Source organism: Serratia rhizosphaerae (genome assembly GCF_009817885.1).
In the GTDB taxonomy this organism is placed as follows: Bacteria; Pseudomonadota; Gammaproteobacteria; order Enterobacterales; family Enterobacteriaceae; genus Serratia_B; species Serratia_B rhizosphaerae.
The window spans coordinates 2,132,588-2,155,398 of the sequence record NZ_CP041764.1 but is presented as its reverse complement, the minus strand read 5'-3'; the positions used below and the strand labels follow the sequence as shown (position 1 = coordinate 2,155,398).

The window sequence follows — 22,811 nt, the reverse complement described above, 5'->3', positions numbered from 1 at the left end:
GCAGAGAAACGCTCTGCCGACTTACCCACACTCATTAACTTTAAAAGAGGCATTGTGCTGTGAATCTTAACGCAACAATCCTCGGCCAGGCCATCGCGTTCGTCCTGTTTGTCTGGTTCTGCATGAAGTATGTATGGCCGCCAATTATGGCTGCCATCGAGAAGCGTCAGAAAGAAATTGCTGACGGTCTCGCTTCTGCAGAGCGTGCCAAAAAAGATTTGGACTTGGCGCAAGCCAATGCGAGCGACCAGCTGAAAACTGCTAAAGCAGAAGCTCAGGTGATCATTGAGCAAGCGAACAAACGCAAAGCTCAGATCATGGATGAAGCGAAAGCCGAAGCCGAGCAGGAACGTAACAAAATCGTGGCGCAGGCTCAGGCTGAGATCGAAGCCGAACGTAAACGCGCTCGTGAAGAGTTGCGTAAGCAAGTCGCGATGCTGGCTATCGCCGGCGCCGAGAAGATCATCGAACGTTCCGTGGATGAAGCTGCTAACAGCGACATCGTTGATAAACTGGTCGCTGAACTGTAAGGAGGGAGGGGCTGATGTCTGAATTTGTTACTGTAGCTCGCCCCTACGCCAAAGCAGCTTTTGACTTTGCCGTTGAGCACCAAAGCGTAGAACGCTGGCAGCAGATGCTGGCGTTTGCTGCTGAAGTCACTCGCAACGAACAGATTTCCGAACTGCTGTCCGGCGCTGTTGCACCGGAAACGCTGTCGAAGACGTTCACCGCGGTTTGTGGCGATCAACTCGACGAAAATGGCCAAAACCTTATTCGCGTTATGGCCGAAAATGGACGTTTACTGGCGCTTCCTGACGTTGTGCAGCAGTTCGTTGAACTGCGCGCCGCGCTGGAATCCACCGTCGAAGTCGAGGTGCTCTCTTCAAGCGCACTGAATGACGAACAGCAGGCCAAGATTGCCGCTGCGATGGAAAAACGTCTGTCACGCAAAGTTAAGCTGAATTGCAAAATTGACAAGTCTGTACTGGCCGGCGTGGTTATCCGCGCAGGCGACATGGTGATCGATGGCAGCGTACGCGGCCGTCTTGAACGCCTGGCAGACGTCTTGCAGTCTTAAGGGGACTGGAGCATGCAACTGAATTCCACCGAAATCAGCGAACTGATCAAGCAGCGCATTGCTCAGTTCAATGTAGTGAGCGAAGCTCACAATGAAGGTACTATCGTTTCCGTCAGCGACGGAATCATCCGCGTACACGGCCTGGCCGATGTTATGCAGGGCGAGATGATCGCACTGCCAGGCAACCGTTACGCAATCGCATTGAACCTGGAGCGCGACTCCGTTGGTGCCGTCGTCATGGGTCCGTATGCGGACCTGGCTGAAGGCATGAAGGTAAAATGCACCGGCCGTATCCTGGAAGTTCCAGTCGGCCGCGGCCTGCTGGGCCGCGTGGTTAACACCCTGGGCGCGCCTATCGACGGCAAGGGCCCGGTTGAGCACGACGGTTTCTCCCCGGTTGAGACCATTGCACCGGGCGTTATCGACCGTCAGTCGGTCGACCAGCCGGTACAGACCGGTTATAAATCCGTTGATGCCATGATTCCAATCGGCCGTGGTCAGCGTGAGCTGGTGATCGGTGACCGTCAGACCGGTAAAACCGCGCTGGCGATCGATGCGATCATCAACCAACGCGATTCCGGCATCAAGTGCGTATACGTGGCTATCGGCCAGAAAGCGTCCACCATTTCTAACGTGGTGCGTAAACTGGAAGAGCACGGCGCGCTGGCCAACACCATCGTTGTGGTGGCTACCGCTTCTGAATCCGCTGCACTGCAATACCTGGCGCCATATGCCGGTTGCGCAATGGGCGAATACTTCCGTGACCGCGGTGAAGATGCGCTGATCGTATACGATGACCTGTCCAAACAGGCCGTTGCCTACCGTCAGATCTCCCTGCTGCTGCGTCGTCCGCCAGGTCGTGAAGCATACCCAGGTGACGTATTCTACCTGCACTCCCGTTTGCTGGAGCGTGCAGCGCGCGTTAGCGCTGACTATGTTGAAGCTTTCACCAAGGGTGAAGTGAAAGGCCAGACCGGTTCTCTGACCGCGCTGCCGATCATCGAAACTCAGGCGGGTGACGTTTCCGCGTTCGTTCCGACCAACGTAATCTCGATTACCGATGGTCAGATCTTCCTGGAATCCAACCTGTTCAACTCCGGTATTCGTCCGGCAGTTAACCCGGGTATCTCCGTATCCCGTGTTGGTGGTGCAGCGCAGACCAAGATCATGAAGAAACTGTCCGGCGGCATCCGTACCGCGCTGGCGCAGTATCGTGAACTGGCGGCATTCTCCCAGTTCGCTTCCGATCTGGATGATGCAACCCGCAAGCAGCTGAACCATGGCCAGAAAGTGACTGAACTGCTGAAGCAGAAACAGTACGCGCCAATGTCCGTCGCGCAACAGTCTCTGGTGCTGTACGCTGCAGAACGCGGCTACCTGGAAGACGTTGAAGTCGCCAAGGTAGTGAGCTTCGAAGCTGCACTGGTTGCTTACGCGGATCGCGAACACGCCGAGCTGCTGAACCACATCAACCAAACTGGTAATTTCAACGATGAGATCGAGGGCAAACTGAAAAACGTCCTCGAAACCTTCAAGAAAACCCAGTCCTGGTAACGCGCAGCGGCCTGCAGTTGAAAGACAGCAGGCCGCTGGCAATGAGGAGAAGCAGAGATGGCCGGCGCAAAAGAGATACGTAGTAAGATCGGCAGCGTGCAAAACACGCAGAAGATCACTAAAGCGATGGAGATGGTCGCCGCCTCCAAAATGCGTAAATCGCAGGATCGCATGGCGGCCAGCCGTCCTTATGCAGAGACCATGCGCAAAGTGATTGGTCACCTTGCGTTGGGGAATCTGGAATATAAACACCCGTACCTGGAAGAGCGTGATGTTAAGCGCGTCGGGTATCTGGTGGTGTCTACTGACCGTGGTCTCTGCGGCGGCTTGAACATCAACCTGTTCAAAAAGCTGCTGGCGGAGATGAAAGGCTGGTCCGAAAAAGGCGTTGAAACTGATTTGGCGCTGATTGGCTCTAAAGCCGTTTCTTTCTTTGGTTCCGTGGGCGGCAACGTGGTTGCCCAGGTGACCGGCATGGGGGATAACCCTTCCCTGTCGGATCTGATCGGGCCGGTGAAAGTGATGCTGCAGGCCTACGACGAAGGTCGTTTGGACAAGCTGTACATTGTCAGCAACAAATTTGTTAATACGATGTCCCAGGAGCCGCAGGTTCTTCAGTTGCTGCCGCTGCCGCCTGCCGATGACGGCGAGCTGAAGAAGACAGCCTGGGATTACCTGTATGAACCCGATCCAAAAGTGCTGCTTGATACCTTGCTGCGCCGCTATGTGGAATCGCAAGTTTATCAGGGCGTCGTGGAAAACCTGGCCAGTGAGCAGGCCGCGCGAATGGTAGCGATGAAAGCCGCGACCGATAACGGCGGTAGCCTGATCAAAGAGCTGCAGTTGGTATACAACAAGGCACGTCAGGCCAGCATCACTCAGGAACTCACCGAAATCGTTTCGGGAGCCTCCGCGGTTTAACCAGGTTATTACCCTAAGTAGTTCAGATTGCAGGAAGGCGGCAACTGAGCGAGTCCCCAGGCGCTTACTTGAGTAAGCAACTGGGAGGAAAGAAAGCCGTCAACGCATCTGCAGTTTGAAATACGACGGGTAAACGAATTACGTAGAGGATTCAAGATGGCTACTGGAAAGATTATCCAGGTAATCGGCGCCGTGGTGGACGTCGAGTTCCCTCAGGATGCCGTACCAAAAGTGTACGATGCCCTTGAGGTAGAAAACGGTAACGAAAAACTGGTGCTGGAAGTTCAGCAGCAGCTGGGCGGCGGCGTTGTACGCTGTATCGCCATGGGTACTTCCGATGGTCTGCGTCGCGGTCTGAAAGTTAACGACCTGCAGCATCCGATCGAAGTACCAGTAGGTAAAGCAACGCTGGGTCGTATCATGAACGTATTGGGTCAGCCAATCGACATGAAAGGCGACATCGGCGAAGAAGAGCGTTGGGCGATTCACCGCGCGGCGCCAAGCTACGAAGAACTGTCCAGCTCTCAGGATCTGCTGGAAACCGGTATCAAGGTAATGGACCTGATCTGCCCGTTCGCCAAGGGTGGTAAAGTTGGTCTGTTCGGTGGTGCGGGCGTAGGTAAAACCGTAAACATGATGGAGCTGATCCGTAACATCGCGATCGAGCACTCCGGTTACTCTGTGTTTGCGGGCGTGGGTGAGCGTACTCGTGAGGGTAACGACTTCTACCACGAAATGACCGACTCCAACGTACTGGACAAAGTTTCCCTGGTTTACGGCCAGATGAACGAGCCACCGGGTAACCGTCTGCGCGTTGCACTGACCGGCCTGACCATGGCGGAAAAATTCCGTGATGAAGGCCGCGACGTTCTGCTGTTCGTGGATAACATCTACCGTTACACCCTGGCGGGTACCGAAGTGTCCGCACTGCTCGGCCGTATGCCATCCGCGGTAGGTTATCAGCCAACGCTGGCGGAAGAGATGGGCGTTCTGCAGGAACGTATCACCTCGACCAAGACCGGTTCTATCACCTCCGTACAGGCCGTTTACGTCCCTGCGGATGACTTGACTGACCCGTCTCCAGCCACCACCTTTGCGCACTTGGACGCAACCGTGGTACTGAGCCGTAACATCGCTTCTCTGGGTATCTACCCGGCCGTTGACCCGCTGGATTCCACCAGCCGTCAGCTGGACCCGCTGGTTGTGGGTCAGGAACACTACGACGTTGCGCGTGGCGTGCAGTCTATCCTGCAGCGCTACCAGGAACTGAAGGACATCATCGCGATTCTGGGTATGGACGAACTGTCTGAAGAAGACAAACTGGTCGTATCCCGTGCGCGTAAAATCCAGCGCTTCCTGTCTCAGCCGTTCTTCGTGGCAGAAGTCTTCACCGGCGCGCCGGGCAAGTTCGTATCGCTGAAAGACACCATCCGTGGTTTCAAAGGCATTATGGACGGCGACTACGATCACCTGCCGGAGCAGGCGTTCTACATGGTTGGCACCATTGAAGAAGCAGTGGAAAAAGCCAAGAAACTGTAACGCCTTGAGAGGAGGGTGATATGGCTATGACTTACCATCTGGATGTTGTCAGCGCGGAAAAACAGATGTTTTCCGGCCTGGTGCAGAAGATCCAGGTGACAGGCAGCGAAGGCGAACTGGGTATTTTCCCGGGGCATGCGCCGCTGCTGACTGCCATCAAGCCTGGCATGGTGCGTATTGTTAAACAGCACGGTGAAGAAGAGTTCATCTACCTGTCTGGCGGTATCCTTGAGGTACAGCCAAGCGTGGTGACCGTGCTGGCGGACACTGCCATCCGTGGAACGGACCTCGATGAAGCCAGAGCGCTGGAAGCCAAGCGCAAAGCTGAAGAGCATATCCGTAGCTCTCATGGTGATGTCGACTATGCTCAGGCATCCGCTGAACTGGCGAAGGCGATCGCAAAACTGCGCGTCATCGAACTCACCAGAAAAGCGATGTAAGCAATACCGAAATAAGAAAGCGACCCATGCGGTCGCTTTTTTTTTGCTTTAAAATAAGCGTTTGACCCTGCTCATCGTTACGGCGTATTCGCGCTGGCGGTAGTGGTATTATGTCTCCGAACGCCGACAGTTTACCGGCGGTGGAATCGGATTGCGCCAGATGACGGCGCGCCTAGAGCCACGCGGCTTAGCTCGGTTTCGCGTAGAGAAATATGTAGTAATTTCGGCGCGAAACGGTTTTACTTTCGTCTATTAAAATTGGAGTTATCAGGTTGCTTATGTCGAACAGCGCAATGAGTGTAGTGATCCTCGCCGCGGGCAAGGGAACGCGTATGTATTCCGACCTGCCCAAGGTTTTGCATCCGCTGGCGGGCAAACCGATGGTGCAGCACGTGATTGATGCCGCGATGAAACTGGGGGCGCAGAATGTCCACCTGGTTTATGGTCATGGCGGTGAACTGCTGCAAAGCACGCTGAATAACGCAGATCTGAACTGGGTGCTGCAGGCTGAACAACTGGGCACCGGCCATGCGATGCAGCAGGCGGCGCCGCACTTTGCCGATGATGAAGACGTGCTGATGCTGTACGGCGACGTGCCGCTGATCTCCGTCGAAACGTTGACGCGCCTGCTGGCGGCCAAGCCGCAGGGCGGTATCGGCCTGCTGACCGTCAAGCTGAACGATCCAACCGGCTATGGCCGCATCGTGCGCGAACAGGGCGACGTGGTCGGTATTGTTGAACATAAGGACGCCAGTGAACAGCAGCGTCAGATTAACGAAATCAATACCGGCATTCTGGTGGCCAACGGCGGCGATCTGAAACGCTGGTTGGGCATGCTGAGCAACGATAACGCGCAGGGTGAATACTACATCACGGATATCATTGCGCTGGCCCATGCCGATGGTAAGAAAATTGAAGCGGTGCATCCTGACCGCCTGAGCGAAGTTGAGGGTGTGAACAACCGCCTGCAGTTGGCGTCTCTTGAGCGCATCTATCAGGCCGAACAGGCGGAAAAACTGCTGCTGGCCGGCGTGATGCTGCTGGATCCGGCGCGTTTCGACCTGCGCGGCGAGCTGACGCACGGGCGCGACGTGCTGATTGACGCCAACGTCATCGTTGAAGGGCAGGTACAGCTGGGCAGCCGGGTGAAAATCGGCGCCGGCTGCGTGCTGAAAAACTGCGTGATCGGCGATGACTGCGAAATAAGCCCTTACAGCGTGGTTGAAGACGCGGTATTGGCGGCAGATTGCACCGTCGGTCCGTTTGCCCGTCTGCGTCCCGGCGCGGAGCTGGCGCAAGGCGCGCACGTCGGCAACTTTGTCGAGATGAAAAAAGCGCGCCTGGGCGTGGGCTCCAAAGCGGGTCACCTCAGCTACCTGGGTGACGCCGAGATCGGCGACGATGTAAATATCGGCGCCGGCACCATTACCTGCAACTACGACGGCGCCAACAAACATAAGACCGTTATCGGCGACGGGGTGTTTGTCGGTTCCGATACGCAGCTGGTGGCGCCGGTCACGGTGGCCAAAGGGGCGACGATTGCCGCCGGCACCACGGTCACGCGCAACATTGCGGAAGATGAGCTGGTGCTGAGCCGGGTGAAGCAGGTGCACATCCAGGGCTGGCAGCGTCCGACCAAAGCGAAAAAATAAAGATAAGGATGGCCGTTATGTGGCCATCCTGTGTTTTGCACTGCCTTTTCGCGGCAGAAGGCAGCGCAAAACATATAAGTCCTCTTCAGAGGATCATCCCCCCACTCTCTACAAGGCTCGGGGCGCACGGTAATCACCGGCAAAAAATCAGGTCAGGCATCGAAGCGTCCAAGAAGACGCTTAATTAGGAATAAAATCCATGTGTGGAATTGTAGGCGCAGTAGCGCAACGTGATATTGCAGAGATTCTGTTGGAAGGTTTACGCCGTCTTGAATACCGCGGTTATGACTCGGCCGGTTTGGCGGTCGTTGATGCAGAAGGGCGCCTTAACCGCGTGCGTCGCGTTGGTAAGGTCAACGCGCTGGCGGAAGCGGTAGAGCAACAACCTTTGCACGGCGGCACCGGCATCGCGCACACCCGTTGGGCGACCCACGGCGAGCCGACCGAAGCTAACGCTCACCCGCATGTTTCTGATTACATTTCCGTGGTGCATAACGGCATCATTGAAAACCACGAGCCGCTGCGCGAGCTGCTGATTGAACGCGGCTACCGCTTTGCGTCCGAAACCGATACCGAGGTGATCGCGCATCTGGTGCACTGGGAACAACTGCAGGGCGGCACGCTGCTGGAGGTGGTCAAGCGCGTGATCCCTCAGCTGCGCGGCGCTTACGGCACCGTGGTGATGGACAGCCGCGACCCAAGTGTGCTGGTGGCCGCCCGTTCCGGCAGCCCGCTGGTGATTGGCCGCGGCGTCGGCGAGAACTTTATCGCTTCCGACCAGCTGGCGCTGCTGCCGGTGACCCGCCGCTTTATCTTCCTGGAAGAGGGTGATGTGGTGGAAGTGACCCGCCGTTCCGTGGCTATTTTTGACCAGCAGGGCAACCCGGTCGAGCGCGAGGAAATCGAGTCGCAGGTGCAGTACGACGCCGGTGACAAGGGCGCTTATCGCCACTACATGCAAAAAGAGATCTTCGAACAGCCGCTGGCGTTGAAGAACACCCTGGAGGGGCGTTTCAGCAACGGCCAGATCAACCTGAGCGAACTGGGCCCGCAGAGCGAAGCGCTGCTGGCGCAGGTGCAGCACGTGCAGATCATCGCCTGCGGCACCTCCTATCACTCCGGGATGGTGGCGCGTTACTGGTTTGAAGCGCTGGCCGGCGTGCCGTGCGACGTTGAGATTGCGTCCGAATTCCGTTATCGCAAATCGGCGGTGCGCCCAGGCAGCCTGATTATTACCCTGTCGCAGTCCGGCGAAACCGCAGATACCCTGGCGGCGCTGCGTTTGTCCAAACAGCTGGGCTACCTGGCGTCGCTGGCGGTGTGCAACGTGGCCGGCTCGTCGCTGGTGCGTGAATCCGACATGGCGCTGATGACCAAGGCCGGTACCGAAATCGGCGTGGCGTCCACCAAGGCCTTTACCACTCAGTTAACCGTGCTGCTGATGCTGGTGGCGCGTCTGGGCCGCCTGAAAGGTATGACGGAAAGCGTCGAGCACGATATCGTGCACGGCCTGCAGGCGCTGCCTGCACGCATTGAACAGATGCTGTCGCTGGATAAAAACATCGAGGCGCTGGCGGAAGGCTTCTCCGATAAGCATCATGCGCTGTTCCTCGGCCGCGGCGATCAGTACCCGATCGCCATGGAAGGGGCGCTGAAGCTGAAGGAGATCTCCTATATTCACGCCGAGGCCTATGCGGCCGGTGAGCTGAAGCACGGCCCGCTGGCGCTGATTGACGCCGATATGCCGGTGATCGTGGTGGCGCCGAACAACGAGCTGTTGGAAAAACTGAAATCCAACATCGAAGAGGTGCGCGCGCGCGGCGGCCAGCTGTACGTGTTCGCCGATCAGGACGCCGGTTTCGTCAGCAGCGAAGGGATGACCATTATCCCGTTGCCGCACGTGGAAGAGATCGTTGCGCCGATCTTCTACACCGTGCCGCTGCAGCTGCTGTCTTACCACGTGGCGCTGATTAAAGGCACCGACGTCGATCAGCCGCGTAACCTGGCGAAGTCGGTAACCGTCGAGTAAAACCGCTGCTTTTTTGCTGATTAATCCGGCGTGCTGTGTAAACGGCGCGCCGGATTTTTTATGGCGGAAGAACGGCTGAACTATACTGAATGCGGTTCAACGATGAGGAGTCAGGTATGCAGCAGTCGTGGCAGGGCGTGGATACTTATCTGGAGCATTGTTTAGCACATCAGGATGATAATTTGGCGCAAACTTTGGCGGCTGAACGCCGAGCGCGGCTTACCGGCGTTTGATGTGTCGCCGCTGCAGGGGCAGTTCCTGACGCTGATGGCGCAAATCAGCGGGGCGCGTCGGGTATTGGAGATTGGTACGCTGGGTGGGTACAGCACCCAATAATCTTGCCCGCGGGTTGCCGGAGGACGGCCATGTGGTTGACGCTGGAAAAAGAGCCGGCCTCAGCGCCGGCTTGTTTATTCGCTAGCCTTTCACCTTATTGCTCAGTTCCTGCAACGAACGTTTTAGCTCATCGATCTGACGATCTTTATTCCTGTTTTCATCCTGCAGCTGTTTTAGCTCCCTTTCATGATTTTTCTGTTGATTGATAAGTTCATCGAGATCCCGCTGCGTATAGTTGGATGTTCGGTAACCGTCATCGCCTTCAAACAGAATTTTTTCGCCGCCTGTGGTGCCTGAGAACCTAGAATCGCGTGGAAAATTATTTGCCGCCATAACGTTGGCAGAAGCCAGCAGAGACAGGCCAAGCGCCGATAAGATAAATACTTTTTTCATTTGAGATCCTTTCGTTTTCGTACTACGTAATCGGAGTCATATTCGGAAGGTAGTATAATCAATGAGTTATATTGTTTTATTGCTGGTTGTCATATAACTGTCATATTTCATACATTTTACTGTCACCAAACTGTCCTATTTTCCCTCCTGCAGCAATACTTACTCTGATGAAAACGATTTGAAATCGATTTTTGATGCCCCTTAGGAGGGATTATGAAACTGATGCGTACCACCGTCGCCAGTATTGTAGCAGCGACTTTCTCCATGGCCTCTGTGTCCGCGTTCGCTGCCGCCAGCCTGACCGGTGCAGGTGCGACATTCCCCGCGCCGGTGTATGCCAAGTGGGCAGATTCCTATCAAAAAGAAACCGGCAACAAAGTTAACTATCAGGGGATCGGTTCCTCCGGCGGCGTGAAGCAGATCGTTGCCAATACCGTTGACTTTGGCGCCTCCGACGCACCGCTGTCCGACGAAAAGCTGGCGGCTGACGGCCTGTTCCAGTTCCCGACCGTGATTGGCGGCGTGGTGCTGGCGGTGAATATTCCCGGTATCAAATCCGGCGACCTGACGCTGGACGGCCAGACTCTGGGTGATATCTACCTGGGCAACATCAAAAAATGGAACGACCCGGCAATCGCCAAACTCAACCCGGGCGTGAAATTGCCGGATCAGAATATCGCCGTGGTGCGCCGCGCTGACGGTTCCGGCACCTCCTTCGTCTTCACCAGCTACCTGGCGAAAGTGAATGCGAAGTGGAAAGAGAAAGTGGGCGCCGGCTCGACGGTAAACTGGCCGACCGGTCTGGGCGGTAAAGGCAACGACGGCATCGCCGCCTTTGTTCAGCGCCTGCCGGGTTCTATCGGCTACGTTGAGTATGCCTACGCCAAACAGAATAACCTGGCGTACACCAAGCTGGTCTCCGCCGACGGCAAGCCGGTCAGCCCGACCGAAGACGCCTTCAGCGCCGCCGCCAAAGGCGCGGACTGGAGCAAAACCTTCGCGCAGGATCTGACCAATCAGAAAGGTGATAACGCCTGGCCGATTACCTCCACCACCTTCATCCTGGTGCACAAGGCACAGAAGAAGCCTGACCAGGGCACCGAAGTGCTGAAGTTCTTTGACTGGGCGTACAAGTCAGGCGGTGAGCAGGCCAAAGCGCTGGATTATGCGGTACTGCCTGATGAAGTGATCGAGCAGGTGCGCGCCGCATGGAAAACCAACGTAAAAGACAGCGCCGGTAAGGCTCTGTACTAAACGGCCGAGGCAGCATGCGCCGTTTCTGTAGGGGCCCGCTTCGCCGGGCCCTCCAAGCTTTAAACAGAAGAGTAATTTATGGCTGAGTACAAGCCGACCATCAAAGCGCCGAGCAAAAACGGCGATGTCATCTTCAGTGCGCTGGTTAAGCTGGCTGCGCTGATTACCCTATTGCTGCTGGGCGGCATTATCGTTTCGCTGATTTTTGCCTCCTGGCCAAGCATCCAGAAATTCGGCTTCGCCTTCTTGTGGACCAAAGACTGGGATGCGCCGGCGGAGCAGTTTGGTGCGCTGGTGCCGATTTACGGCACCATTGTTACCTCGCTGATTGCGCTGATTATCGCCGTGCCGGTCAGCTTCGGCATTGCGCTGTTCCTGACCGAGCTGGCGCCGAACTGGCTGAAGCGCCCGCTGGGCGTCGCCATTGAGCTGCTGGCGGCGATCCCGAGCATCGTTTACGGCATGTGGGGGCTGTTCGTCTTTGCCCCGCTGTTTGCCGAATACTTCCAGACGCCGGTGGGCAACGTGCTGTCCGGCATCCCGATTGTCGGCGAACTGTTCGCCGGCCCGGCCTTCGGCATCGGCATTCTGGCCGCCGGGGTGATTCTGGCGATTATGATTATCCCGTATATCGCTGCGGTAATGCGCGACGTGTTCGAACAGACGCCGGTGATGATGAAAGAGTCGGCCTACGGCATCGGCTGCACCACCTGGGAAGTGATCTGGCGCATCGTGCTGCCGTTTACCAAAAACGGCGTGATCGGCGGCGTGATGCTGGGGCTGGGGCGCGCGTTGGGGGAAACCATGGCGGTGACCTTTATTATCGGCAACACCTACCAGCTCGACAGCGCATCGCTGTATATGCCGGGCAACAGCATCACCTCGGCGCTGGCTAACGAGTTCGCCGAGGCGGAATCCGGGCTGCACACCGCGGCGCTGATGGAGCTGGGGCTGATTCTGTTTGTTATCACCTTTATCGTGCTGGCGCTGTCGAAACTGATGATCATGCGTCTGGCCAAGAATGAGGGGCGTTAACATGGCGACGATGGATATGCAAAACCCTGAAGCGGTGGCGGAAACCCGCCGCAAAATGCAGGCCTGGCGCCGGCAGAAGAACCGCATCGCGCTGTTTTTATCAATGGCGACCATGGCGTTCGGCCTGTTCTGGCTGATTTGGATCCTGTTCTCGACCGTCACCAAAGGCGTGGACGGCATGTCGCTGGCGCTGTTTACCGAAATGACGCCGCCGCCGAATACCGCCGGCGGCGGGCTGGCCAACGCCATTGCCGGCAGCGGCCTGTTGATCCTGTGGGCGACCATCTTCGGCACCCCGCTCGGTATTCTGGCCGGTATTTATCTGGCGGAGTACGGGCGTAAATCCTGGCTGGCGGAAGTGATCCGTTTTATTAACGACATTCTGCTGTCTGCGCCGTCGATTGTGGTTGGCCTGTTCGTCTACACCATCGTGGTGGCGAAGATGGAGCACTTCTCCGGCTGGGCGGGCATTGTTGCGCTGGCGCTGCTGCAGGTGCCGATCGTTATCCGCACCACGGAGAATATGCTCAAACTGGTGCCGGATACGCTGCGCGAGGCGGCCTATGCGCTCGGTACGCCGAAGTGGCGCATGATTTCCGCCATCACGCTGAAGGCGTCGGTCTCCGGCATTATCACCGGCGTGCTGCTGGCCATCGCGCGTATCGCCGGCGAAACCGCACCGCTGCTGTTTACGTCGCTGTCGAACCAGTTCTGGAATACCGATCTGATGCAGCCGATCGCCAACCTGCCGGTCACCATCTTCAAGTTCGCCATGAGCCCGTTTGCCGAATGGCAGCAGCTGGCCTGGGCCGGGGTGCTGTTAATCACGCTGTGCGTACTGCTACTGAATATTCTGGCGCGTGTGGTTTTCGCCAAGAAAAAGCATGCATAAAAATTTTACGCGTCGCTACGGCGGCGCGGTAACAAGAGAGAAGTCTTGATGAGTACAAGTGAACTCGCTTCCAGCAGCAAAATTCAGGTCCGCGATCTGAACTTTTACTACGGCAAATTCCACGCGCTGAAAAACATCACGCTGGATATCGCCAAAAATAAAGTGACCGCGTTTATCGGCCCGTCCGGCTGCGGTAAATCCACCCTGCTGCGTACCTTCAACAAGATGTACCAGCTGTATCCGGAGCAGCGTGCCGAAGGCGGCATCCTGCTGGATGGTCAGAATATTTTGACCGATAACCAGGATATCGCGCTGCTGCGCGCCAAGGTCGGCATGGTGTTCCAGAAGCCGACGCCGTTCCCGATGTCGATTTACGACAACATCGCCTTCGGCGTACGCCTGTTTGAAAAGCTGTCGCGCGCCGATATGGACGAGCGCGTACAGTGGGCGCTCAGCAAGGCGGCGCTGTGGAATGAAACCAAAGACAAGCTGCACCAGAGCGGTTACAGTCTGTCCGGCGGTCAGCAGCAGCGTCTGTGCATTGCGCGCGGCATCGCCATTCGCCCGGACGTGTTGCTGTTGGATGAGCCGTGCTCGGCGCTGGATCCGATCTCCACCGGTAAGATTGAAGAGCTGATCAGCGAGCTGAAGTCGGATTACACCGTGGTGATCGTGACGCACAATATGCAACAGGCGGCGCGCTGTTCCGACTCAACGGCGTTTATGTATCTGGGCGAGCTGGTGGAGTTTAGCGATACTGACACCCTGTTTACTGCGCCGCAGAAGAAACAGACCGAAGATTACATCACTGGTCGTTATGGTTGATTAGGATGCATCATGGATAACCTGAATTTAAACAAGCACATTTCTGGACAGTTCAACGCCGAGCTTGAGCACATCCGCACTCAGGTGCTGACGATGGGCGGGCTGGTGGAACAGCAGCTGACCGACGCCATTACCGCGATGCATAACCAGGACGGCGAGCTGGCCAAGCGGGTGATCGACGGCGATAAAAAGGTCAATATGATGGAGGTGGCGATTGATGAGGCCTGCGTGCGCATCATCGCCAAGCGCCAGCCGACCGCCAGCGATCTGCGCCTGGTGATGGCGATCATCAAGACCATTTCCGAGCTGGAGCGCATCGGCGACGTGGCGGATAAAATCTGCCGCACCGCGCTGGAGAAGTTTTCGCAGCAGCATCAGCCGCTGCTGGTGAGCCTGGAGTCGCTGGGACGCCATACCGTACAGATGCTGCACGACGTGCTGGATGCCTTTGCACGTATGGATCTGGACGAGGCGATACGCATCTACCGCGAAGATAAAAAGGTCGATCAGGAGTATGAAGGCATCGTCCGCCAGCTGATGACCTATATGATGGAAGATTCGCGCACCATTCCCAGCGTGCTGACCGCGCTGTTCTGCGCTCGTTCGATTGAGCGCATCGGCGACCGCTGCCAGAATATCTGCGAATTTATCTTCTACTTCGTCAAGGGGCAGGATTTCCGTCACCTGGGCGGGGATGCGCTGGATGAGCTACTGGCGGACGGCAAAAAGCCGGCGGAAGATGATGAAAACGAATAATCTTCGTTTACCTGCCAAGATGTAAAAGAAACGTGGTGTTGCCAGCACCACGTTTTTTATTGTTTGCTTTGCGTCCGGCTAGCGGGTCAGCTGCCAGCCGCGCTGTTTCCACAGCGCCGGCAGCTGCGCCAGCGCATCGAACGTGGTCACCAGCGGGTGATCGATCGGCGGGTTATGCGGATCGGCGCAGAAGTAAAAGACCGGAATGCCGGCGGCGATGCCCGCCTGCGCGCCGGCCGGGGAATCATCCACCATGATGCAGCGTTCCAGCGGCACGTTCATCTGCTGCGCCGCGTGGTAGATCACCGCCGGGTCCGGCTTCCAGCGTTGCAGGTCGTAGCCGCTGTACAACCGGTCATCAAAATAGCCGAGCATGCCGGTCAGGCCGAGCGAGTGCTGCATCTTGCTGACCGGCCCGTTGGAGACGGTGCAGACCGGAACGGTGATCTGCGCCAGCAGTTCGCGCGCGCCGGCAATTTCCTGCAGCTCGCTGTCGAACAGCCGCGCCACTTCCTGACGGAACAGCGGTTCCAGCACGTCCCTGGCCAGCGTGACGCCGTGTTCGGCGTTTACCCTATCGATAATTTCATACAGCTTGATGCCTTTGTATTTCTTGAATACCTCTTCCAGGGACAGCGTGATGCCGTGTTGGGCGAACATATGCACATAGGCCATGCTGCACAGCACTTCGCTGTCCACCAGCGTACCGTCACAGTCAAATAGGATGCAGTCAATCTGGGTCATCGTCGTTATATCCTTATCGGGAAGCAATGTTGCCACTTTAACCGAAGCGGTACGCTATCGGCGAATAAATCAACGGATTAGCGATTCTCTGCGCGCTGAAGACGGAAAAAAACCGCCGAACGACGTCAAATTGCCGAATTTTTGTTATAGGATAGCCCGCAGACCGTTCTGTTCCCTTCTTCGGAATTCTTAATAATGACCAAACCAGTAACCGGCCTTGTTGCTGAACAAGGCTTGCTTGGGCGCGTGTTTAAGCTCAAGCAGCATGACACCACGGTGCGTACGGAAACGATTGCCGGCTTCACCACGTTCTTGACCATGGTGTATATCGTGTTCGTTAACCCGCAGATATTGGGCGCTGCAGGGATGGATACGCAGGCGGTATTTGTCACCACCTGCCTGATCGCCGCGTTCGGCAGTATTTTGATGGGCCTGCTCGCCAACCTGCCGGTGGCGCTGGCGCCGGCAATGGGGCTGAACGCCTTCTTCGCCTTTGTGGTGGTCGGCGCGATGGGCATCTCATGGCAGGTGGGCATGGGCGCCATCTTCTGGGGCGCGGTCGGCCTGATGCTGCTGACCATTTTCCGCATTCGCTACTGGATGATCGGTAATATTCCTTTGAGCCTGCGCGTCGGCATCACCAGCGGCATCGGCCTGTTTATCGCCATGATGGGGCTGAAAAACGCCGGCATCGTGGTGGGTAACGCCGATACGCTGGTCACCGTCGGCAACCTGACTTCCCACAGTGTGCTGCTGGGGGCGCTGGGCTTCTTTATCATCGCCATTCTGGCTTCGCGCAATATCCATGCGGCGGTGCTGGTGTCGATTGTTATCACCACACTGATAGGCTGGGCGCTGGGGGATGTGCAGTACGGCGGCGTGTTCTCTATGCCGCCGAGCGTGACCTCCGTCGTTGGTCAGGTCGATCTGGCCGGGGCGCTGAATATCGGCCTGGCCGGGGTGATCTTCTCCTTTATGCTGGTAAACCTGTTCGATTCTTCCGGCACCCTGATTGGCGTGACCGATAAAGCCGGCCTGGCTGATGAAAAAGGCAAGTTCCCGCGGATGAAGCAGGCGCTGTACGTTGACAGCATCAGCTCGGTAGCCGGCTCCTTTGTCGGCACGTCGTCCGTGACCGCCTATATTGAAAGCAGCTCCGGCGTTTCCGTCGGCGGCCGCACCGGTTTGACCGCGGTGGTGACCGGCATTCTGTTCCTGTTGGTGATCTTCCTGTCGCCGTTGGCGGGGATGGTGCCGTCGTATGCGGCGGCGGGTGCGCTGATTTACGTTGGGGTGCTGATGACCTCAAGCCTGGCGCGCGTTACCTGGAGCGATCTGACCGAAGCGGTGCCGGCCTTTGTGACAGCGGTAATGATGCCGTTTAGCTTCTCGATCACCGAAGGCATTGCGCTGGGCTTTATTGCTTACTGCGTGATGAAGCTGGGCACCGGCCGCTGGCGTGAAATCAGCCCTTGTGTGCTGGTGGTGGCACTGCTGTTTATACTGAAAATCGTTTTTGTCGATGGACACTGAGGATTAACGGCGGGCCAGGAGAACCTGGCCCGTCTCGTCATTATTCTTCTCCCGCGGCGTTTGGCGTCTTGCCGAGCATCCACTCCAGCGGTTGTGCAAAGCGGGCGATCCAGCCCTGTTTAGCACTTTCCGGCTGAGCAAAATGTTGTACCTGCACCTGATTTTTTGCGCCGAAAAGTTCAGAAAAATCCAGCGCCACCGCCTGTTCACTGAATTTTTGCCGGTTGTAGTAAGCGATGACGATGCGTTTATTGCTGGCCAGGCTCTGAGTCGCCGGTTTGATTGCCCCCATCGGCGCCACCAGCAGGCCACCTGAGTAACTCTGCGGATATTTCGCCAGCAGATTGGCGGCATGCAGGGCGCCCTGACCGCGGCCGAAAAGATAAACCGCCTGAGGGTTCAGCCTGAGCTGTGGCGTTAAATCACGCAGGGCGCGCTGCACCATATTGTGGGTGCTTTCATCACTGTAGTTTGACCAGCGGAAACTGTTTTCCGACAGCATCTGGGTGCCGTTCAATTCAATGTAGGCAACGCCCATGGCGCCGAACAACAGCTTCTCTTCGGCGCTGATATTGGCCTGTTTGCCGTAGGCGTGCAGATACACCACCGTCGGCCAGCCGCCGGCTGGCGGTTTGCCCTGCGGCAGCGTATAGCTGGCTTTGCCTTCATGCCGCTGCGCACGCTGCTGATAGCGGGCTTTGGTTTGCGCCAGGATGGACCGGTAGGTTTTGCCGTGCTGAATGGTGTTGAACGCATCCTCTTCCAGCAGGTTGTAGTAATACCACAGGCCGCGTTTGGCGCTGAGTTGCAGATAACGCTCCGCCAGCTCGATCTGCCCTTTTTCGGCGGAAGAGACGGCGAGCTGATAAGGCGCCCAGATGCTGTGCTCGTCTTCGCGCATCAACGTCAGGTAGAGCGACATCGCCTCCGTTTTCTTGTCTTCTTTACTTTGTGGTGAACGGGGGAGTTTGTTATGCAGCGGGCTGTCTGCCGGGAGTTCGAGCGGTTCTTCTCCCGCAGGGTAATGCATTTCCGTAGCGCTGACAGGACTGGTGTTAAAAGCCATTAATAAGGCTAAAATTAAAAAATACATGATTATATGTTTGAAAGATAAAAATATTTTGGCATATCCATTCCATTGTTGGCGTCTTCTGTTTTTTATTTTTGAAGACGCCAAAAAGGAAGCCTTATCGCAACTGGGCGATATAATCGCGGAATGCGGCTAACTGGCTGCGTATAAAATCCAGCGTTGCCTGATCGGTCAGCTCTCCCGCCTGCTCATCCACTTTGTTTTGAATCACGCCGCCCATAAACTCGGGCCGGTTCATCACCATCGCATCCAGGAACACCATGATCTGTCGCAGGTGATACTGGCAGCGTGCGCCGCCAATCGGCCCCATGGAACTGGTCTGGATCGCCAAGGGTTTACCGGCCAGCGGCTGGTTCGGCAGGCGTGAAATCCAGTCAATGGCGTTTTTCAGGCCGCCGGGTACAGAGTAGTTATATTCCGGCGTAACGATAATGACGCCGTCGGCCTGGCGAATTTTCTCGGCAATGGCTTCAACCGTGGCGGGAAAACCCTCTTCCTGCTGTAGGTCGGCGTCATAAAGCGGGATATCGCGAATGGAGGGTAATGCTTCGATAACCATGCCTGGCGGCGCCAGTTTGGGCAGCGCATTGGCCACGATGGCGTTATAAGAGCCTTTACGCAGGCTGCCTAGCAGGGTCACGATCTTTAATGCTTGGTCTGACATGATGATACCTCCCTGACTAATGAACAGATTCAGCTTAGAACAACCGTTAAATAGTATGGCAAATAACCGAGGGTTAACAGTGAGATTTTGTCGTATCTGCGCTTTTCTTGCGGTAAAACAAGAAAAAATAGCGTAGAGAACATGTGTTTTTGATTATTTCAGGTCATTTTTTCTTTCAGTTTGCTATTTTTGTGATAATTGCTCGGGCTGGTCAACTTGATGAAACGTAGGGGGTTTGCCGGCGATTGCGCGGCAATTTCACCGCTTTTTTCCAGCCCGAACTGCGGGACAAACTGCCAGCATGGCGGCCGTTTCAGCGGCGGTTCGCGCGCGACCAGCGTTGGTCATCGTCTTTCTTCTGTGCGATGTGGCCGATAAGACGTGGCGCATCATGGTGCGCCACGTCGCCGGGCCATTACGGTGTGTAGTGCACTGCCGGTAATGCCGTCGGGTCAACCGCCGCACGCAGTTGGTGTAACGATGCAGACCAGGGGCACAGTACGCCAACCGGTGACGGCCGGCAGCCTGGGCGGCTGAGGTCGGTTTTTAACGGCGGGGTCCGGGCGTCCAGCGGCGTCAGACGACGAATTTGATCGAGCGACTGTGCCTGAAAGTAGGTGCGCAGAAAGCGTTGACCGCTCTGTTTATCGCGCCAGCGCTCAAACACCAGACTGCCGGCCGGCGGAATATTACCGCGCGGGTACCGATCCTGCTGCCAGCTGAAGCCCAGCAGGGTGCGCAGATAGGCGATATTGGTGTCATGCGCGACGAACAACAGCCAGCGCGCCGGCGGCGGGGCGTCAGCCGATGCACGATCGGAGGCCAAAGCCTGCGTTATCTGGTTCAGCAATACCGAACCGCCGCGCCGGGCGATATAGGGTACGTCATTGGTAAAATCGTAACGGGCGGTGAGCAAGGGCAGTAGAGGCGCAATCGCCGACGCGCTGCCGCCGTGGCCGAAGGCCACCTGCGCGGCGGGCAGGTTCTCGCTGTATGCCAGGCGAATGCTTTCCGCCATATTAGACAGGGTGCCAAGACCGGTGATGCTGAAGCGGCCGTCCTCTTTGCGTTCGATGCGCCAGGGTTGCTCAAAGGCCGGGCAGGGCTTGTTCGGCTGGCAGACGGCGGCCTGCAGGCGGGCAATGTCACGGCTGAGGCGCTGCTGAGCCAGCTCCGGGCTGCCGCCCATCGCCTGCTGGATCGCCGCCCGGGCTTTTTCCGCGTCCAGTGGCGTCAGCCCCATTTTATCCGCCTGGAATAACGGATCCTGCTTGTCGCTGACCGCATGGATCGCCACGCCGCAGCCGGGAAATGCCCCATCCACCAGCGCCTGAGCAGTAGCGCGGGTACGTTGCAGCGGGCTGGCCCAGACGTACACCGCGCCGGGAGCCGGGCAGCCGCGGTCAAGCAGCCCCTGGTGCCGATAATATTCGGCCTCGTAACGCCCTTTCAGCACAGCGGCCGCGTAGCCGTGGCCGGTGAGTTCGCCGTCGCGGGTTGTCCATTGCGGCCAGGCGCGATCGGTACCGTCCTGCATCGCCTGCCGGTTGCCGGGCGTCGGCGGCCTGACGCCATGACGACTGACCTCCACCACTTTTTCCAACACATAGTGTGATTCCGCCTGACTGGCGCAGGAGGCCGCGCCCAGCACAACGGCAAATAACAGACGTGACCATCCCTTTTGCAAAAGCAACATGATTTATTCCTCGCTATTTTTAATTAAGGTTAATCGATTTATTTATTTTTATGAACGGGAAATTTGCGTTTGCCGATTTATTGTCTGACGGTGAGAGACAATGCCGGCGGTAATAAATGTCAGCGCGGCGGAAAATAAACCGGCGCCGATCCAAAACAGCGATAAGGTATCAAAGTTATACAGCGTTTTCCCCGCCTCAATCACTGAGGTGCGATCGATAATCACGCCGGTAATATATTCCCCCAACCCGGCGCCAGCATAGCTGGCAATGCCGATGGTGCCGAGCGCGGCACCGGCCGCTTTCTTCGAAGAGATATCCACCGCGATTAAGCCGCCGAGGAAACAGGTCAACGCGCCAATCGTCGCGCCGAAAATCACCATCGACAGCACGTCGGTATAGTTGTTACGCGGCAGCCACACCATCAAGGCGAAGCCGGCGGTATTTAACAGTCCGATCGCCCCTGCCATGATGCTGCGGTTACGCGGGAAGATACGATCGGACAGGATACCGGCGATAATGGTGCCGGCGATGCCGGCAATGGCGTTGACACCGATAATGCCGGAGGCTTCCAGCGTGGTGTAGTGTTTGGCCTGCTGTAAAAAGAAAATGCCCCAGGAATTGACCGCGTAACGATCGATATACATAAAGGCCGAGGCCAGCGCCAGCGTCCACAGCGCCGGGTTGCGCAGCGACCACAGCTGGTTTTTCAGCACCGAACCTTTATCGTCCGACAGGGCTTCCGGTTCATTGCGGATCACGCCGATCGGCGGATAGCCGGCGCTTTGCGGCGAGTCGCACATAAACAGTAAAATCAACACCACGCCCACAACGCCGAGCATTGCCGTGGTGAAATAACCGAAATGCCAGCCAAAGGCGGCAATCACCGCGGCGATGGCCATATAGGTTACCGCTTCGCCGATGTTGTGCGCCGTGGACCAGATAGCGTAGAAGGTGCCGCGCTCCTTGCTGCCGTACCAGCGCGCCAGTGAGACGGCGCACGGCCCGACCCCCATGGACTGCGCCCATCCGTTGATGCCCCAAAACAGCGTCAGCAGCAGCGCGTTGGTGGTCATGCCCATCATAACGTTCATCCCGGCGCTCAACAGCAGCCCCAGGCTCATAAAACGCACGACGTTGGCATGGTCGGCCAGAAACCCGTTCACCAGCTTGCCGATGGCGTAGCAGAAAAACAGGGCGGAACCAATCATACCCAGTTCACCGGGGGTGATGCCGATGTCGACCAGGGCGCTTTTCGCCACGGTGAAGGACAGCCGGCAAACGTAAAACATCACGTAAGCCGCCGTCATCGCCAGAAAAGTCCGGCCACGCAGGAGGCGGAATTTTTTTTCATTCAGCGGGCCATGGGAAGGCGTGGCCGGCGCCGCTTTAAAATAAGCGAAGATACCAGACATAATTTCACTCCATAAGGCGGATTAGCAAAATACACGCCGATTAAGCGCTCTGCGGTTATTCCGTTGGCAGAGAAACCTGTCCTTAACTATTTTAATCTGTAGGGCACATAACCTGAATAAATTGCCTTTCCACTTATTTTTTCGAGCAAGCGGTTATTTAACCTGTTGCTGAATTAATTCGCGCAGCTGGGAATAAATCTCCGCGTTGGCCATTAACGCCACGTTGCCTTTCTGTAATCCCCGATCGGCCAGGAAATCATTGGTGACGCCGCCGGCTTCCTGCACCAGCAGCATGCCGGGCAGGCTGTCCCAGGCGTTCATATGTGGCTCGTAATAGCCGATTAAGCGGCCGGCGGCGACCTGAGCGGTCATCAGCGCGCCGGAACCGCTGCGGATAAACATGCCGCCGGCGTGTAACAGGAGACTGACAAACGGCACGAACTCTTCCGGCGTCACGCGGTGCGAGGTGCCGACTCCCATCACGCCGTCGCGCAGCGAGCGGCCCGGATGCACGTTGATGGGTGCATGATTGAGAAAGGCGCCGCCGCCGCGCCGGGCGTGGAACATTTCCTGATGGTTGGGATCGTAAATCACGCCGATAACCGGATCGCCGTCGAAGATCACGCCGATCGATACGCACCAGGTATGTAATCCGTTGAGAAAGCAGGCGGTGCCGTCGATCGGATCCACCACCCAGGTGTAGGGCGCGGCGGCATGCCCGCCGCCGCTCTCTTCCCCGAGAAAGTCATCCTGAGGAAAGCGCTGGGCGATCAGACGGCGCGTCAGCGCTTCCACTTCCCGATCGGCCTGGCTGACCACGTCCTGCAGGTCGCCGCCTTTGTGCTCAACGGCCAGCTGCTGGCGCCGCTGGTAAAAATCGTACGCCAGCCTGCCGGCCTGTTGCGCAACGTCGCAGGCAAAGCGGTAGCGCGCTGCGATATCTTGTTCAGATGTTGATGCCATTTTC

22 protein-coding genes are annotated in these 22,811 nt (G+C 57.0%); 15 read left to right on the top strand and 7 right to left on the bottom strand.

The annotated features are described in order from the left end of the window. Nucleotides 1-59 precede the first annotated feature (59 nt). The 9 genes from atpF (at nt 60) to FO014_RS23955 (ending at nt 9,549) form a co-directional block, all read left to right on the top strand. Nucleotides 60-530, top strand: a complete 471-nt coding sequence (atpF, locus tag FO014_RS10010; protein ID WP_015962432.1) for a F0F1 ATP synthase subunit B — start codon at nt 60-62, stop codon at nt 528-530. 14 nt (nt 531-544) lie between these two features. After that, the gene (atpH, locus tag FO014_RS10005) at nt 545-1,078 is read left to right on the top strand and encodes a F0F1 ATP synthase subunit delta (protein WP_160029351.1); all 534 of its coding nucleotides are present in this window, start codon (nt 545-547) and stop codon (nt 1,076-1,078) included. A gap of 12 nt (nt 1,079-1,090) precedes the next feature. Then, entirely contained in the window at nt 1,091-2,632 is a 1,542-nt protein-coding gene (gene atpA, locus FO014_RS10000) for a F0F1 ATP synthase subunit alpha (RefSeq protein ID WP_111737988.1), read from the top strand. A gap of 57 nt (nt 2,633-2,689) precedes the next feature. Next, nucleotides 2,690-3,553, top strand: coding sequence for a F0F1 ATP synthase subunit gamma (gene atpG / locus FO014_RS09995; protein ID WP_160029350.1), 864 nt, complete (start codon nt 2,690-2,692; stop codon nt 3,551-3,553). A gap of 156 nt (nt 3,554-3,709) precedes the next feature. Beyond that, the gene (atpD, locus tag FO014_RS09990; protein ID WP_105233143.1) at nt 3,710-5,092 is read left to right on the top strand and encodes a F0F1 ATP synthase subunit beta; all 1,383 of its coding nucleotides are present in this window, start codon (nt 3,710-3,712) and stop codon (nt 5,090-5,092) included. 20 nt (nt 5,093-5,112) lie between these two features. Then, nucleotides 5,113-5,532 (top strand): F0F1 ATP synthase subunit epsilon, encoded by a 420-nt coding sequence (locus tag FO014_RS09985; RefSeq protein WP_004933814.1) that lies wholly within the window; start codon nt 5,113-5,115, stop codon nt 5,530-5,532. Nucleotides 5,533-5,810: 278 nt separating this feature from the next. Next, nucleotides 5,811-7,184, top strand: coding sequence for a bifunctional UDP-N-acetylglucosamine diphosphorylase/glucosamine-1-phosphate N-acetyltransferase GlmU (gene glmU / locus FO014_RS09980; protein ID WP_160029349.1), 1,374 nt, complete (start codon nt 5,811-5,813; stop codon nt 7,182-7,184). A 199-nt stretch (nt 7,185-7,383) separates the two neighbouring features. Continuing rightward, on the top strand, nt 7,384-9,213 hold the full coding sequence (glmS, locus tag FO014_RS09975; protein ID WP_160029348.1) for a glutamine--fructose-6-phosphate transaminase (isomerizing): 1,830 nt from the start codon (nt 7,384-7,386) through the stop codon (nt 9,211-9,213). 174 nt (nt 9,214-9,387) lie between these two features. Further along, a complete protein-coding gene (locus tag FO014_RS23955; protein ID WP_246168112.1) occupies nt 9,388-9,549 on the top strand; it encodes a hypothetical protein in 162 nt (53 codons plus the stop codon). Nucleotides 9,550-9,630: 81 nt separating this feature from the next. Here the strand turns inward: FO014_RS23955 and FO014_RS09965 are convergent, their stop codons facing one another. Then, entirely contained in the window at nt 9,631-9,942 is a 312-nt protein-coding gene (locus FO014_RS09965) for a hypothetical protein (protein WP_105233147.1), read from the bottom strand. A gap of 213 nt (nt 9,943-10,155) precedes the next feature. Here FO014_RS09965 and pstS point away from each other — a divergent pair, with 213 nt between their 5' ends. From pstS to phoU, 5 genes are all read left to right on the top strand, one after another. Next, nucleotides 10,156-11,196, top strand: a complete 1,041-nt coding sequence (gene pstS / locus FO014_RS09960; protein ID WP_160029347.1) for a phosphate ABC transporter substrate-binding protein PstS — start codon at nt 10,156-10,158, stop codon at nt 11,194-11,196. Nucleotides 11,197-11,274: 78 nt separating this feature from the next. After that, complete coding sequence (gene pstC, locus FO014_RS09955) at nt 11,275-12,231, top strand: phosphate ABC transporter permease PstC (RefSeq protein ID WP_105233149.1); 957 nt, start codon at nt 11,275-11,277, stop codon at nt 12,229-12,231. 1 nt (nt 12,232) lies between these two features. Continuing rightward, nucleotides 12,233-13,123 carry a phosphate ABC transporter permease PstA gene (gene pstA, locus FO014_RS09950; RefSeq protein WP_105233150.1) on the top strand — a complete coding sequence of 297 codons (891 nt, stop codon included), beginning with the start codon at nt 12,233-12,235 and terminating at the stop codon, nt 13,121-13,123. A gap of 48 nt (nt 13,124-13,171) precedes the next feature. After that, nucleotides 13,172-13,948, top strand: coding sequence for a phosphate ABC transporter ATP-binding protein PstB (pstB, locus tag FO014_RS09945; protein ID WP_105233151.1), 777 nt, complete (start codon nt 13,172-13,174; stop codon nt 13,946-13,948). Between the two features lie 12 nt (nt 13,949-13,960). Then, nucleotides 13,961-14,704: a phosphate signaling complex protein PhoU gene (gene phoU / locus FO014_RS09940; RefSeq protein ID WP_160029346.1), complete on the top strand. Its 744-nt coding sequence runs from the start codon at nt 13,961-13,963 to the stop codon at nt 14,702-14,704. A gap of 78 nt (nt 14,705-14,782) precedes the next feature. On the opposite strand, the gene yieH is transcribed toward phoU, so the two are convergent. Beyond that, nucleotides 14,783-15,448 (bottom strand): 6-phosphogluconate phosphatase, encoded by a 666-nt coding sequence (gene yieH / locus FO014_RS09935; protein ID WP_160029345.1) that lies wholly within the window; start codon nt 15,446-15,448, stop codon nt 14,783-14,785. Between the two features lie 195 nt (nt 15,449-15,643). Between yieH and FO014_RS09930 the strand changes: the two genes are divergently transcribed. Next, nucleotides 15,644-16,981: an NCS2 family permease gene (locus FO014_RS09930; RefSeq protein ID WP_160029344.1), complete on the top strand. Its 1,338-nt coding sequence runs from the start codon at nt 15,644-15,646 to the stop codon at nt 16,979-16,981. A 40-nt stretch (nt 16,982-17,021) separates the two neighbouring features. On the opposite strand, the gene FO014_RS09925 is transcribed toward FO014_RS09930, so the two are convergent. The 5 genes from FO014_RS09925 to FO014_RS09905 form a co-directional block, all read right to left on the bottom strand. Then, nucleotides 17,022-18,074 carry an alpha/beta hydrolase gene (locus FO014_RS09925; protein ID WP_160029342.1) on the bottom strand — a complete coding sequence of 351 codons (1,053 nt, stop codon included), beginning with the start codon at nt 18,072-18,074 and terminating at the stop codon, nt 17,022-17,024. Nucleotides 18,075-18,168: 94 nt separating this feature from the next. Next, nucleotides 18,169-18,735: an NADPH-dependent FMN reductase gene (locus FO014_RS09920; protein WP_160029340.1), complete on the bottom strand. Its 567-nt coding sequence runs from the start codon at nt 18,733-18,735 to the stop codon at nt 18,169-18,171. Between the two features lie 415 nt (nt 18,736-19,150). Beyond that, nucleotides 19,151-20,431, bottom strand: a complete 1,281-nt coding sequence (locus FO014_RS09915) for a histidine-type phosphatase (RefSeq protein WP_160029338.1) — start codon at nt 20,429-20,431, stop codon at nt 19,151-19,153. Nucleotides 20,432-20,479: 48 nt separating this feature from the next. Further along, on the bottom strand, nt 20,480-21,844 hold the full coding sequence (locus FO014_RS09910) for an MFS transporter (RefSeq protein ID WP_160029336.1): 1,365 nt from the start codon (nt 21,842-21,844) through the stop codon (nt 20,480-20,482). A 153-nt stretch (nt 21,845-21,997) separates the two neighbouring features. Continuing rightward, nucleotides 21,998-22,807, bottom strand: coding sequence for an inositol monophosphatase family protein (locus FO014_RS09905; RefSeq protein WP_160029334.1), 810 nt, complete (start codon nt 22,805-22,807; stop codon nt 21,998-22,000). Nucleotides 22,808-22,811: the final 4 nt, after the last annotated feature.